Here is a 13,269-nt window from a genome sequence, read left to right as displayed (position 1 = left end):
TTACCCCTGTTTGGCCGTCCAGTCGCCCGTGCGCGGGAGCCACTCCGTCGGCCAGTACAGCTGGATCTTCTCGCTGTCCGCCGGGGGGACGTTCCAGTCGTCGGAGGTGAGGAACGTCTGGGCGAGTTTCTCCTGGAGCGGGAGCACCGGGAGCGTCTGGTTGGTGATCCAGGCGAGTTCCTGGATCTGCTTCAGCGCGGCCTCGCCGCTGCTCTCGGTGAGCGTCGTCACCAGTTCGCCGGGCGTGACCGACCGCGGCTCGCCCGACGGGTCCGACAGCGGGGGGACCTCGAAGCGCTCGGGCACCTTCCAGTAGTCGTTGGCGTCGGTGCTGTTGAACAGGAAGTCGAAGTGGAAGTACGGGTAGCTGTTGTCGTAGTCCGCCCACCCCTGCAGGCCGATGGTGAACTCGTGGTTCGTGTACACCTTCCCCCAGTAGGTCGAGGTGTCCTGCGCGTTGAGCTGGGACTTGATCCCGAACGACGAGAGCTGGCTCGTGACGGTCTTCGCGCCGGCCACCCAGTCGGTGAAGCCCGCGGGCGCGGAGATGTCGAGCTGGAGCGCCGCGCCGCTGCCGTCCTTCCACGTGCCGCCCTCCTTCGCGTAGCCGGCCGACTCGAGCAGTTCGGTCGCCTTCGCGGGATCTGGCTGGTACTTCTCGAACGTGTCAGCGACGCCCTTCAGCCACCGGTCCTCGATCGCGCCGCTGAACTGACCGGTGAGGCCGCTCGGGTACTTCACCGGGAGCTTCGAGTCCGTCCCGGCACCGGAGTTCTTCGCGACGGACTTCCGATCGATGACGTAGGCGAGCGCCTTGCGGACCTCGGGCTTCGCGAGGTGCTCGTTGCGGAAGTTGAACACCAGGCCGAGCCCCCAGTGGCGCGGGATGAGACCGACGTGGGTGTGCTCCGGTAGCTGCTTGAGCTTGTTCGCGGGCATGAACAGCGTCGCCGAACCGTCGGTCCGGTCGTTGATGAGCGCGTTCCAGCGCTTCTGGTTCGTCGGCATGTAGAGGTACTCCATCTTCGGGAAGTTGATGTTGCCCGCGTCCGGGTGGTCCTCGTACTTCGTGAGTAGCGTGCGCTGGCTGTCGGCGTCTTCGAACTTGAACGGGCCGTTTCCGACGGGGTCCGTGATCGCCGTGGTCTGTAGCTCGGAGATGACCTTCGAACGGGCCTCCTCCCCGCCGGCCTCGTCGGCCCGCTTCACGTACTCCCCGTAGACGCTGTCCTTCGCGATCAGCCGCTTCGGCTGGAGGTACGACAGGAGGATCTGCTCGTTGAGCTTCTGATTCAGGGCGATCTCGACGGTCTTCTCGTCCCGCTTCGTCACCGCCTCAGCGATGTCGTCGACGTACTGTTGCAGCGACCCGCCGGTGTACATGTCCAGTTTCAGCTGGTTGACGACGTCCGTCGCGGACACGGGCGTCCCGTCGTGCCACGAGAGGCCGTCTCGGACCGTCAACGTCGCCGAGTCGTCGTCGAACGTCCAGTCCGAGATCGCGTACGGGTAGAACTTCTGCTCGGCGATATTGTAGCGCATGAACCGGTCCCACAGCATGCGGCGCGGTTCGGCGAAGTTCTTGCTGTTCCAGGGGTTGTACTGGGAGTCCTGCGGAACCGCCCACTGGGCGAACGTCAGCGCCGTGTCGGTCGATCCGTCGCCGCCCCCGCCGCCGCCACCGTTGTCGCTCGCCGCGCGACGGCCCCCACAGCCCGCCAGTGCGCCCGCGATCCCGGTCGCTCCGAGGACCTTCACGAGACCACGCCGGCTCAGTCCGCCGGCGGTTCCTCCTTGGTCATCTTTCGTCATAGTCCGACTATCCGTGTGGAATGGAGGTATATATAAATTGGGGTGTAATACTACCACAACATTTTTTCACCGTTCGGGGACCTGCGTCGCCGCGTGCTCGTTCCGGTCGCGCGAGGCTCTGTGCGCGGTCACGACCTGAACCTCCCGAGCGTACTTCCGAAACGGCCCGACGGTCAGTTACTCCTCCCGGAGTACGTCCAGTCCGAATCTGCCGGAGTCATCAGCGTTCGAGAGGTAGAGAGAAACCGCGAGAACGTAGCGCGAGTCGCGGCGACCGGGTGGGGGATACGGTCGGCGGACGCCCGGGGGACTCACAGACCGCGTCAGGGGCTCACCGATCGGCGTTTCGTCGGCGTTTCCGCGCCTCGCTACGCGTGCCGAGCGCGAACACCGCGAACAGTGCGCCGGCGAGTCCGATCCCCCCGCCGATGGCGAGGGTGTCCGCGAGATCGGCGTTCGGCGGGCTGCCCGTGCCCGCACCGCCGACGACGAGCGCCCCCTTCATCCCCATCGCCTCGTGGGGGACGCAGGCGTATTTGACGATCCCCCGGCGCTCGACCGTCCGTTCGAACGTGTGGCCGGCCTCGTCGGTCATCTCGCTCTCGAAGTCCCCGTTCTCGGCGGCGACGTTGTGTGCGCCCCCCTTCCCGGACCACTCCCACACGACAGTCGTTCCGGGATCGATCCGGACCGCCGGCGGATCGAACGCGAAGTGCCCCCCGTTTCCCTTCGCCCCGACGGTGATCCTCACCTCCTCTCGGCCGGTTCCGTCGACGGTGCCGTCGTAGTTCCCGGTGTTTTCGAACCAGCCCCCGTACTCCGGTTCGCCGGATGACTGCGCCGCCACGGGGGACGCGGCACTCGCAGCTAGCCCTACTGTCACGCCGCCAGCGGCCCCTCGCAGAACCGCTCGCCGGGTGACGGTCGGATCGGCGGGTGACGGCGACGCGGTCGTGGGGGTAGCGGTGGATCGAGGTGTACCCTCGACGCTCTCGTTCTGTTTTCCGTCCATGGTACGCGCAGGTATAGGAGGAGTGAGAGATAGCGGTGTGCGTCGGTTCCTATCGATCGAGAACGCGGGCGAACGCGTTCGGCGTCGATCGTATGTACGGCCGATCGACGCCGTCGAAGGCCGACCTTCGGAGGCGGATGTGCGCTCGCCCCACGAGCGCCAGTGACGACACCTCCCCCGGCGAGGACGCGAGACGAGTCCGAAGGTGTTCGCCCGGCTTCTACGCGGCTGGGAATCATCGTGGCGTATCGTGTCGACGGCACGCCACGCATCACGTGAGGGAAACACGATGACCGTAGCCGACCTCGAACGGGAGATGTTCGACGCACCGCTGGAGCCGGGAGAGCGAGCGCTCGGCGGCCTCGTCCTGGCCGTCGGCGTGGCCGGGCACGTCCTGCTCGGCGTCACCGCTGCCCTGTTCCTCTACGTACTGCTCCTGACGCTCGGAGCGTGAAGGACCTCGGGGGCGAGTAGTTCGAGGCGTCTTCGGCGTCTCGTCATCACGGAACTCCTCGATTTCCGTACGACCCCGAGGCGCTCGCCTCGCTCACCTGTAGACGGCCGTCACCGCCACGCGGCCGTCGGACGCGACTCCAGCGATCGATACGGATGGACACGACCGCTACGACCCGCGTACGAACACGTTCGGGGGTAGCGGCAGGGGCACCGGCGACGTGTACCGCGTATGAGCGTCGTTCCAGGAACCCTCGAAACCGATCGGCAGCCGCCGATGACGGTTCCGCTCCGTCACTTCGTCGTCGGCATCGGGTTTCTCCTTCTGGGTACACTCGTCGGTCTCGGCGTCGTCTTCGGCGTCGCTCCGGGGCGCGTCACCCTCGTGCACGTCCACCTCCTCCTCGCCGGCTGGATCTGCATCACGATCATGGGAGCGATGACGCAGTTCGTCCCCGTCTGGTCGGGCGTCCGACTCCACTCCCGGCGGCTCTCGACCGTCCAGTTGTGGCTGGTCGCCGGCGGCTTGCTCGGGTTCGCCGTCAGCCTCCTCGCGGGTCGGTTCACCTGGCTCCCGATATTCGGCGGCGCGATGCTGCTCGGCTTCTGGACGTTCGTGTACAACGTCGGCCGAACTCTCCTGACGCTCCCGTCCTACGACGTCACGGAACGCCACTTCGCGCTCGCGCTGGGGTTCTTCCTCCTCCTGACCACCCTGGGGTTCCTCCTCGCGGTCGATCTCGTCCGCCCCGTCTTCGCGCCGCTCTCCGTGGCTCGCGCGCGCGTCGTCCAGACACACGCGACGCTCGCCGTGTTCGGTGCGGTCGTCACGACGATCCTGGGCGCGCTCTACCAGCTCGGAACGATGTTCACCCAGACCGAACTGCACGGGATCGATCTCCCGTTACGCCGACTCGAGGAGGTTGGATACCCCCTCGGCGTTCTCCTCCTCGCGAGCGCCCGGCTGACCGACTCGGTGCTGCTCGGGCGTCTCGGCGGCGCGCTCGTCGTCGTCGCGCTCCTCGGATTCAGCGCGATACTCGGCCGTCGCCTCTACGAAACGCGGGTCGACCGGACGCCGATGCTCTCCCGGTACGCCGTGGTGGTACCCGCGCTTGCGCTGTGGGCGGTCCTCACCCTCCCGTCGTGGATCGAAAACCCGCTCGCTCGAGAGGCGACGTTCGGCGCACCGGGGACGGTCCACCTGCTCGTCCTCGGGGTCGTCGGCTTCGTCGTCCTCGGGACGCTCTATCACGTCGTCCCGTTCATCGTCTGGGTGCACCGCTACAGCAACCTGCTGGGGTACGAGGCGGTACCGATGATCGACGACCTCTACGACGGGCGCGTCGCTGCCGTCGACTTCGCGTTCTTCGTCACCGGAACGACCCTCCTCGTCGCCGGCGACCTCTCTCTCCTCCCGTCACCGGGTCCGGCGATCGGCGGCGCGTGTGTCCTGGTCGGTGCGGTCCTCTTTCTCGCGAACGTCCTGTGGGTCGTTCGCGAGCACAGCCCCCACTCCCTCGCCGGCGTCCTCTTCGGTACGTTCGCGACGGATCCGGATCGGTCGTCCGGAGACGGGGACGAATCGACCGGCGGTCAGTAACGCCGGAATCGAGATCGGAGAACGCCGATACGTACACAAACCCTTCGAAGATTCATAAATCGTAGATACATTCACGTCCCAGGTTTAGACCTCGATAGCGTTCGGTGCGAGGAAACAGAACGACGCTCCGAGACCCTCACCTCGCACCGCCAGAGATGTCGAACTCTCGGGCGTACGTAGCGCACCGTACACCCGCAGTCCCGCTCGCGGGCAATGATCGGCCCGCGAACGGGACCGTTCGTCACGTTCCTGGGGCGACGAGCGCCCGACTCCGCCGTGACGCGACGCCGATCGAACAAACTCGACGACGTTTACTCAAAATAGTGGATATTTTCCGATATTTTTTGACGTTCGGTCGGTCATTTCGACGAACGCGGAGAGAGGCGTCGCCGTGCTCGAGGGGAGCGCGCGCGAGCGGGGACGGCGATCCGTCGTCGACCGGCGTCAGACCGCGGAGCGACCGTCACCGAGTACGCCGGTCAACGCGTCCTGCATGGCGTCCCGCCGGTGTTTCCTGCGTTCGGCCTCGGAGAGGTAGTTGTCGAGCACGACCCCCGGGTCGGAACTCCCCTGATCGGCGGCGATCGGCGCGTAGCGATCGACGAGTCGCCGGACGGCGTCGCCGTAGAGCGAGTACCAGAACCGACGGCCCATCTTCGGCGTCGGCGTCTCGCCGGCGACGGTCACGTCGGCCCGCTCTGCGAGCGCGGCGAAGCGGCCGCGAACGGTGTCCGTCACGACGTGGCCGCCCGCCGCCGTTGCGGAGGGGAACAGGTATCCCCGCGCCCCCTCGTCGAGCGACGCGACGCGCCGTCGCAGTTCACCGACGCCGACGAGGAGCGCGACCGTCCCCGGACCGTTCTTCCGCTCGCCGTCGCCGAACGCGATGTACGGTCGCCCCTCGGACGGGTCGAGCACGAGCTGGTCGACGCGAAGCGCGCACAGCTCCGAGGGGCGAAGCCCCCACCCCGCGAGACCGACGACGAGCAGACGCTCCTCGAGCGTCTCGCACGCCCCGTACAACGCCCGAACGTCGTCCGCCGAGAGCGCGGGGTTGTCCCACTCCGGGCGATCCCAGCCGAAGCGGTTCTCCATGCGCTCGAGCGGGTTGTAGACGGCGCGACCGGCGTCGACGAGGTAGTCGTAGAACCGCCGGACGTCCTCGAGGTACTTGAACTTCGAGGCGGTCGTCCCGAGGACCTCGTGGAGCACGTCGAAGACGGCGAGCGCCCGGTCGATCTCGTCGGGCCGGTCGCGCTCCTCCAGCAACGCGCCGAGGAGGTTCGACGTCCCGTGGACGTCCGCGTAGAGTCGGACGTACTTCTTCAACCGGGACCGAATCGGCAGGACGGTCGTCCGGGGGTGGCCGCGCCGGTCGCGCAGCTCGTCGACGTAGCCGTCGAGCGTCCGCCGAGTCGGATCGTGATCGATACCCCAGTAGTCTTCGTCCCCCTCGCGTCCCACGTCGAGGCGATCGTAGAACTCCCCCGGCGTGAGCCCGTGATCGCGCCGGAGGGCCTTGATGAACCCCGAGAAGCCGTGCTCGACCATCCACGCGTACGGCGGGCGGTCGCGTTCCGGATCGCGGTCGTCCGCCTCCATCGCCGGCGCGACCTCGGTCCAGTAGAACCGTTCGAGGTCGTCGAGATCCCGGGTGGTCCAGCGATAGGTCATGCGGTCCTCGGAAACGCAGGAGGCGATCGGGTGGTGGTGCGAGTCGCGCCGAACGGGTGAAGGCGGTTCGCCGCGTCCCGACCCGGTGCTGAGAGTGGCATGAACGTCAGGTAGACCGAACGAGTCGGCGTACTTAGTAGTTTGCTTGTTCGGTTGTCTGCGCGAGACAACCGAACAAGCCAATTTTCCGCGGAATAGCACCGCCCACACGTAAATCATATGTTGCTATATAGAATTCCGATCGCCGGGGCCCGTTCGACGAACCGAGTCGGGAGAGTCGTCCGTTTCCGATCGACGGGAGGTGAGAGATTCCGGACGCACCTCGGGCGATGCGCCCTCGCGGGCCGACACCGAGGGGAAGCATCCCACTGATCCGAGCGGCCCGAGGGTCAGACCGTCCGAGACGGGGGTAGCGCCGTCGACGAAGTCCCGCGTTCGTCGGTTCCGAGGTACACGAAACGCTTTTACGAGGTCTCCACGAATCGGTTCACCGGACGTTACCATGTCCCGAGCACCCTTCGACAGCGAGGAGTACGAGCGGCGGATCGCCCGGACGAGAGAGCGGATGGCCGAGGCGGACCTGGACGCGATCGTGGTGAGCGACCCAGCGAACATGAACTACCTCACCGGATACGACGGCTGGTCGTTCTACGTCCACCAGGGCGTCGTCGTCACCCGGAACCGCGACGAACCCGTCTGGATCGGCCGGGAGATGGACGCCAACGGCGCGCGGGCGACGACCCGCCTCGACGAGGAGAGCATCGTCGCGTACAGCGACGACCACGTCCACTCGCCGCACGACCTCCACCCGATGGACGCCTTCGCGACGGTGCTCTCTGATCTCGGCGTGGACGACGGCCGGATCGGACTGGAGATGGACGCGTACTACTTCACCGCGAAGTCGTACACGCGCCTGCGGGAGAACCTGCCGGAGGCGTCGTTCGAGGACGCGACGCTGCTGGTCAACTGGGTGCGCGTGAAGAAATCGGAGCGGGAACTCGAGTACATGCGTCAGGCCGCCCGGATCTCCGAGAACGCGATGCGGGCAGGCCTCGACGCCGTCGAGGAGGGGGTCCCCGAGTACGAGGTCGCCGAGGCCATCTACTCGGCGCTCGTCGACGGGACCGACGAGTACGGCGGCGACTACCCCGCCATCGTCCCGCTCATGCCGTCGGGCGATCACACCGGCACGCCGCACCTGACCTGGACCGACCGCCCGTTCGAGGACGGCGATCCGGTCATCGTCGAACTGTCGGGGTGTCGCCACCGGTATCACTCGCCGCTCGCCCGGACTGCGTTCGTCGGCGATCCCCCGGCGGAGATCGAGGAGACCGCCGAGGTCGTCGTCGAGGGGATGGAGGCGGCGCTGGACGCGGTCGAACCCGGGGTCACCTGCGAGGCGGTCGAGCGCGCCTGGCGGGACACCGTGGCGAAGTACGGCATCGAGAAGGGCGACCGCATCGGCTACTCCATGGGGCTGGGGTACCCGCCGGACTGGGGCGAGCACACCGCGAGCCTCCGCCCCGGCGACGAGACGGTCCTGGAGGAGAACATGACGTTCCACACCATCCCGGGGCTGTGGTTCGACGACTTCGGGGTGGAGCTGAGCGAGACGTTCCGCGTCACGTCGAACGGTGCCGAACCGCTCGCCGACTTCCCCCGGCGGTTGTTCAGCGTCTGACCGCCCCGGGGCTCCCCACGGGTACCGAGGTATCGACGGCCGTCAGCGCGATCCCGGGTCGAGCACCAGATTTTCCAGTTCCGCCCCCGCGTCGAGTCGCTCGACGTTCCGCGCGACGATGTCGGCGAGGCGCTCCCAGTGTCTCGGCGTGTGTCCCCCCGTGTGCGGCGTGACGAGGCAGTTCCCGAGGGTCCAGAGCGGGTGATCCCCGGGGAGCGGTTCGGGGTCGGTCACGTCGAGGGCGGCCCCCCGGATCGCGTTCGAGCGGAGCGCGGCCACGAGCGCGTCGGTGTCGACGATGCCCCCGCGGGCGACGTTGACGAGCACCGCGTCGGGCCGCATCGTCGCGAACTCGGCCTCGCCGATCAGTCCCCGCGTCGCGTCGGTGAGCGGGCAGGCGAGCACGACGTACTCGCTACGCGAGAGTGCGTCGTGGATCGCGTCGTCGTCGAACCCCACGACCTCGTCGGTCGGACCGCCCTTCGAGGGGGTGTAACGGACGCCGATCGTCTCCACCTCGAACCCCCGGAGGCGCTGTACGAGCGCCCGGCCGATCGATCCCAGCCCGACGACCGTGACCGTGCTGCCCGTGAGTTCGCCCGACTGGAAGTGCCGCCACTCCGCGCGCTCCTTGCGACGCCACCCCTCGTGGAGTCGGCGGGCGAACACGAGCATGTTACCGATGGCCTGCTCCGCGATGCCCGGGGCGTGGATGCCGCCGGCGTTGGTGACGGCCACCCCGCGTTCGGCGAGGGCGTCCATCGGGACGTGGTCGGTGCCGGCGAACGTGCAGGCGAACAGTTCGAGGCGCTCGGCGCGGTCGAGCAGGTCGTCGTCGACGGTGATGCCCGTGACGACCCGCGCGCTCGAGACGAGTTCGCGCTCCCGGTTCGGCGTCCGGGCGAGCGCGACCGCCCGGTCGGGAAGGCGCGCTCGCAGTTCCTCAGCGTACGATTCCATCGACAGCCCTTCCGTCCCCTCGCGGAGGACGACGATTTCGGGGTTCTCGGTCATGTGACAGTCTCGCGGTAGTCGGACGATGGCGAGTTCGAACCTTAGTCCTTTGCGTGTTCGGCGGCGGGCGGAGCGGCCACAGTTAAGTGGGCGGTACGTGATAGTGACACGCATGGCAGAGTCGATACGCGGGCGACTGAGCGACCTGCGACGCGACCTCCACCGGTACCCCGAGCCCGGCTGGTGCGAGTTCTACACGACCGCCCGACTGGTCGAGGAGCTAGAGGGGATCGGCGTCGACGAGATCGCCGTCGGCGCGGAGGCGTACGACCCCGACGACCGGATGGCCGTCCCGGCGGCGGACGAACTCGACGAGTGGTTCGACCGCGCGCGGGACCGGGGGGCCGATCCCGCGCTCCTCGAACGGATGGCCGGCGGAAACACCGGTGTCGTGGCCGTCCTCGACCGGGGCGAGGGGCCGACGGTCGGCCTCCGGGTCGACATCGACGGGCTCTACGTCGAGGAGGCGGCCGACGAGGGCCACGTCCCGACCGCCGAGGGGTTCCGCTCGGAGACCGGCGAGACGATGCACGCCTGCGGCCACGACGCCCACATGACCTGGGGGCTCGCCGCGATCGAGGCGATACGGGAGCGGGACTTCGGCGGACGGCTCGTGGTGTTCTTCCAGCCCGCCGAGGAGGTGTCGGGCGGGGGTCACCCGATGGCCGAGAGCGAGTACGCCGCCGACCTCGACTACCTGTTCGCCGTCCACGTCGGTCTCGACCACCCGACCGGCGAGGTCGTCGCCGGCATCGAGCGCCCGCTGGCGATGTGTCACGTCGACGTGACGATCCGCGGCACGTCCGCCCACGCCGGGAAGGCCCCCAACGAGGGCGACAACGCGATCCAGGCGCTCGGCACCGCCATCCAGAACGCCTACGGCATCCCCCGCCACGCGGACGGGATGACGCGCGTCAACGTCGGGCGGGTCGAGGGCGGTACCGCGAGCAACGTCGTCGCCGACCGCGTCGAGGCCGTCGCCGAGGCGCGCGGCGAGACGACGGCGCTGATGGAGTACGCGAAGGATCGCCTCCGTCGGACGTTCGAGACCGCCGCGGAGATGCACGGCTGTGCGGCCGACGTGGAGGTCGTGAGCGAGAGCCCGCGCGCCGACAGCGACCCCGAACTCGTCGAGGTCGTGGCCGACGTCGCCCGCGGCGTGGACGGCGTGGACGCGGTCGTCCCGACCGCGGACTTCGGCGCGAGCGAGGACGCAACCTTCCTCATGCGGCGCGTCCAGGAGGCGGGCGGGCTGGCCGCCTACCTCGTCGTCGGCACCGACCACCCCACGAGCCACCACACGCCGACGTTCGACGTGGACGAGCGCAGCCTGGAGACGGGCCTCGACGTGCTCGTCGGATCGATCCTCGCCGCCGCGGAGGACGGACCGTGAGCCCGTCGTCGGGCTCCGACGGCGCGATCCCGGCGGCGGACGAGGTCGTCACGCTCGCCGACGTCGAAGACGCCCGCGACCGCCTCGCGGACGTCGTCCACCGGACGCCCGTCGACGGGTCGACCACGTTCGCGGAGCGCAGCGGCGCGGCCGAGGTCTGGCTCAAGCTGGAGAACACACAGCGCACCGGCTCGTTCAAGATCCGCGGCGCGTACAACGCGATGGCCCGGCTCCCCCCGGCGGTTCGGGAGCGCGGGGTCGTCACCGCCAGCGCCGGCAACCACGCGCAGGGCGTCGCGCTCGCCGGTCGGCTGCTCGGCGTCGACGCCACCGTCGTCGTCCCCGAGGTGACGCCCGCGGCGAAGATCGAGGCCACGCGGGGCTACGGCGCGAGCGTCGTCGTCGAGGGGGCGGACTACGAGCGGTCCTACGAGCGCGCGCTCGACCTCGCGGAGGGGGAGGACCTGGCGTTCGTCCACCCGTTCGACGACGGGGACGTCATCGCCGGGCAGGGGACGGTCGGCCTCGAACTCGGGGAGCAGGTCCCGGGGCTCGATACCGTCCTCGTCTCGATCGGCGGCGGCGGGTTGATCTCCGGGATCGCGACGGCCCTGAAGGCGCGCGACCCCGACGTGCGCGTCGTCGGCGTCCAGCCCGAGGGGGCCGCCCACGCGAAGCCGTCGCTCGACCGCGGCGAGATCCACGTGCGCTCCGAGGTCGACACCGTCGCCGAGGGGATCGCGGACGCCCGGCTGCTGGAGCGGACGTTCGCCGTGATCCGCGAGCGCGTCGACGACGTCGTGGCGGTGCGCGACGCCGACCTCGCGGTCGCCACGGCCATGCTCGCCGAGCGGGCGAAGACGGTCGCGGAGGCGGCCGGCGCTGCACCGGTCGCCGCGCTCCTCTCGGGCGCGGTCGACGTCGAGGGCGAGCGGGTCGCCGCCGTCGTCTCCGGCGGGAACGCGAACCTCACCGACCACGCCGAACTCGCTCGAATGGGCCTCGCGGAACTCGGTCGCTACGCCGAGGCGCGCCTCGAACTCGCGGGGTGGCCGACCGTCCTCGGCGACGTGACCCGGACGGTCGAGGACCGCGGCGCGGAACTCGACGCCCTCGAACGCGCTCGACCGGGCGCGGGCGACGACCCCAACCGCACGCCGGTCCGGATCGGCGTCGAGGGGAGCGGCCCCGCCCACCTCGGGGACGTGCTCGACGCGCTCGACGACCTCGACGGGTGCGCCGTCGTCGGGCACGGTTCGGACGGCGATCTCAGGTAGCGGGCGTCGCCGCGACCGCCGCCATCGCCTCGCGGAGGATGCCGACGCCCATCTCGATCTCGCGTTCGGTCGCGTCGAGCGGCGGGAGCAGGCGGACCGTCTTCTTCCCGCACCCGAGGGTGAGCAACCCGCGGGCGAGCGCCGCCTCGACGACGGCGTCGCGGCGCTCGGGCGTGTCGAACTCGACGGCGAGCATCAGCCCCAGCCCGCGCACGTCGACGACGCCGTCGGGCGCGCCGTCGCGGAGGAGTTCGGTCGCCTGTCGGCCCCGCTCGGTCGCGTTGTCGAGGAGGTCGTGCTCCTCGATGGCCTCGAGCGTGAGCGCCCCCTGCATCGAGGCGAGGAGGTCGCCGCCGCCGAACGTCGACCCGAGGCGGTTCTTCTCCGAGGGGAATATCTCGGCGCGCGAGATCGTCGCGCCCACGCGCAGCCCCTTGGCGCTGGCGATGACGTCGGGTTCCATCGGGTAGTGGTCGGCGGCCCACATCTCGCCGGTGCGGCCGACGCCCGACTGGATCTCGTCGACGATCAACGGGATGTCGTACGCCGCGCAGACGTCGCCGACCTCGGCCGCGAACTCCCGGTTCGGAAAGCGGTAGCCGCCCACGCCCTGGATCGGTTCGAGGATCACGAACGCGACCTCCTCGGGGTTGACGTGGCCGCCCTCCGGCGCGAACGTGTCGCGGAACAGCGATCCGCCGCCGCGGGCGAACCCGCACTCGCAGGTGTCGGCGTCCGCGCAGTCGCAGAACGGGAGCGTCCTGACGCCGGCGATCTCCGGGTAGTGGCGCGTGTACACCTCCTTCGAGTTGGTGAGAGAGAGGGTGCCGAGGGTGCGGCCGTGGAAGCTCCCCTCGAACGCGAAGGCGTACTTGGCCGCGGGTCTGTGGTCGTGGGCGATCTTCGTCGCGTTCTCGACGGCCTCCGCGCCGGAGTTAGAGAGGAAGACGGTGTCCATCCCGTAGTGGTCCGAGACCTCGACCAGCCGCTCCATCAGGTGGCTGGAGCCGGGGAACGCCGCCGTCTCCGGGTCCGCCCCCGCGCCGAAGTACATGTCCTGCCCGGCGATCTTCATCGGCTCGACGAGGTCGAACTCACGCAGTCTAGAGAGGATCTTCTCGTTGTTGTAGCCGAGCGGCGCGGCACCGATGTGACACGTGAAGTCCAGCAAGACGTTACCGTCGACGTCGGTGACGAACGGCCCGTCCGCCTCGGCGGTGACGTCCCAGACGAACTCGTGTGAGTACTCGCTCGGGGCGGCGTGCTCCGCGTGGAACTCGATCCACTTCCGCGCGTTCGGTCCCGGTAACGCGCCCGTGTCGGGCGCTGCGCTGTGCCGGTCCATGGCGA

General features: G+C 69.1%; 10 protein-coding genes. 5 read left to right on the top strand and 5 right to left on the bottom strand.

Going from position 1 to position 13,269, the window contains the following annotated elements; translation table 11 throughout:
* Positions 1–1,812, bottom strand: coding sequence for an ABC transporter substrate-binding protein (locus NKI68_RS20935; RefSeq protein ID WP_254546685.1), 1,812 nt, complete (start codon positions 1,810–1,812; stop codon positions 1–3).
* A 331-nt stretch (positions 1,813–2,143) separates the two neighbouring features.
* Positions 2,144–2,659: a halocyanin domain-containing protein gene (locus tag NKI68_RS20930; RefSeq protein ID WP_254546684.1), complete on the bottom strand. Its 516-nt coding sequence runs from the start codon at positions 2,657–2,659 to the stop codon at positions 2,144–2,146.
* 454 nt (positions 2,660–3,113) lie between these two features.
* Between NKI68_RS20930 and NKI68_RS20925 the strand changes: the two genes are divergently transcribed.
* On the top strand, positions 3,114–3,278 hold the full coding sequence (locus NKI68_RS20925; protein ID WP_254546683.1) for a hypothetical protein: 165 nt from the start codon (positions 3,114–3,116) through the stop codon (positions 3,276–3,278).
* A 231-nt stretch (positions 3,279–3,509) separates the two neighbouring features.
* Positions 3,510–4,880 (top strand): hypothetical protein, encoded by a 1,371-nt coding sequence (locus NKI68_RS20920; protein WP_254546682.1) that lies wholly within the window; start codon positions 3,510–3,512, stop codon positions 4,878–4,880.
* Positions 4,881–5,324: 444 nt separating this feature from the next.
* On the opposite strand, the gene NKI68_RS20915 is transcribed toward NKI68_RS20920, so the two are convergent.
* Positions 5,325–6,554, bottom strand: coding sequence for a tyrosine-type recombinase/integrase (locus tag NKI68_RS20915; RefSeq protein ID WP_254546681.1), 1,230 nt, complete (start codon positions 6,552–6,554; stop codon positions 5,325–5,327).
* A gap of 502 nt (positions 6,555–7,056) precedes the next feature.
* Here NKI68_RS20915 and NKI68_RS20910 point away from each other — a divergent pair.
* Positions 7,057–8,235: a M24 family metallopeptidase gene (locus tag NKI68_RS20910; protein ID WP_254546680.1), complete on the top strand. Its 1,179-nt coding sequence runs from the start codon at positions 7,057–7,059 to the stop codon at positions 8,233–8,235.
* Positions 8,236–8,277: 42 nt separating this feature from the next.
* Here NKI68_RS20910 and NKI68_RS20905 read toward each other — a convergent pair whose 3' ends face one another.
* On the bottom strand, positions 8,278–9,249 hold the full coding sequence (locus tag NKI68_RS20905) for a D-2-hydroxyacid dehydrogenase (protein WP_254546679.1): 972 nt from the start codon (positions 9,247–9,249) through the stop codon (positions 8,278–8,280).
* Positions 9,250–9,361: 112 nt separating this feature from the next.
* On the opposite strand from NKI68_RS20905, the gene NKI68_RS20900 reads away from it, so the two are divergent.
* Together NKI68_RS20900 and ilvA are read left to right on the top strand one after the other, a co-directional pair.
* The gene (locus NKI68_RS20900) at positions 9,362–10,642 is read left to right on the top strand and encodes an amidohydrolase (protein ID WP_254546678.1); all 1,281 of its coding nucleotides are present in this window, start codon (positions 9,362–9,364) and stop codon (positions 10,640–10,642) included.
* Positions 10,639–11,919, top strand: coding sequence for a threonine ammonia-lyase (gene ilvA, locus NKI68_RS20895; RefSeq protein WP_254546677.1), 1,281 nt, complete (start codon positions 10,639–10,641; stop codon positions 11,917–11,919). Before NKI68_RS20900 ends, ilvA begins: the two co-directional genes overlap by 4 nt.
* Here ilvA and NKI68_RS20890 read toward each other — a convergent pair.
* Positions 11,912–13,264: an aminotransferase class III-fold pyridoxal phosphate-dependent enzyme gene (locus NKI68_RS20890; RefSeq protein ID WP_254546676.1), complete on the bottom strand. Its 1,353-nt coding sequence runs from the start codon at positions 13,262–13,264 to the stop codon at positions 11,912–11,914. The genes ilvA and NKI68_RS20890 overlap by 8 nt on opposite strands.
* Between the last annotated feature and the right edge of the window lie 5 nt (positions 13,265–13,269).

Source organism: Halomarina pelagica (genome assembly GCF_024228315.1).
Classification (GTDB): Archaea; Halobacteriota; Halobacteria; order Halobacteriales; family Haloarculaceae; genus Halomarina; species Halomarina pelagica.
Note: the sequence above shows the minus strand (reverse complement) of the source record. Positions and strands in the feature narration are given on the sequence as shown.

What these genes read in the sequence shown, in the direction of transcription:
- NKI68_RS20925 (WP_254546683.1), top strand. Translation starts at nt 3,114, where the DNA reads ATGACCGTAGCCGACCTCGAACGGGAGATGTTCGACGCACCGCTGGAG.
- NKI68_RS20900 (WP_254546678.1), top strand. Translation starts at nt 9,362, where the DNA reads ATGGCAGAGTCGATACGCGGGCGACTGAGCGACCTGCGACGCGACCTC.
- NKI68_RS20890 (WP_254546676.1), bottom strand. Translation starts at nt 13,264, where the DNA reads ATGGACCGGCACAGCGCAGCGCCCGACACGGGCGCGTTACCGGGACCG.
- NKI68_RS20915 (WP_254546681.1), bottom strand. Translation starts at nt 6,554, where the DNA reads ATGACCTATCGCTGGACCACCCGGGATCTCGACGACCTCGAACGGTTC.
- NKI68_RS20920 (WP_254546682.1), top strand. Translation starts at nt 3,510, where the DNA reads ATGAGCGTCGTTCCAGGAACCCTCGAAACCGATCGGCAGCCGCCGATG.
- NKI68_RS20910 (WP_254546680.1), top strand. Translation starts at nt 7,057, where the DNA reads ATGTCCCGAGCACCCTTCGACAGCGAGGAGTACGAGCGGCGGATCGCC.
- NKI68_RS20935 (WP_254546685.1), bottom strand. Translation starts at nt 1,812, where the DNA reads ATGACGAAAGATGACCAAGGAGGAACCGCCGGCGGACTGAGCCGGCGT.
- NKI68_RS20905 (WP_254546679.1), bottom strand. Translation starts at nt 9,249, where the DNA reads ATGACCGAGAACCCCGAAATCGTCGTCCTCCGCGAGGGGACGGAAGGG.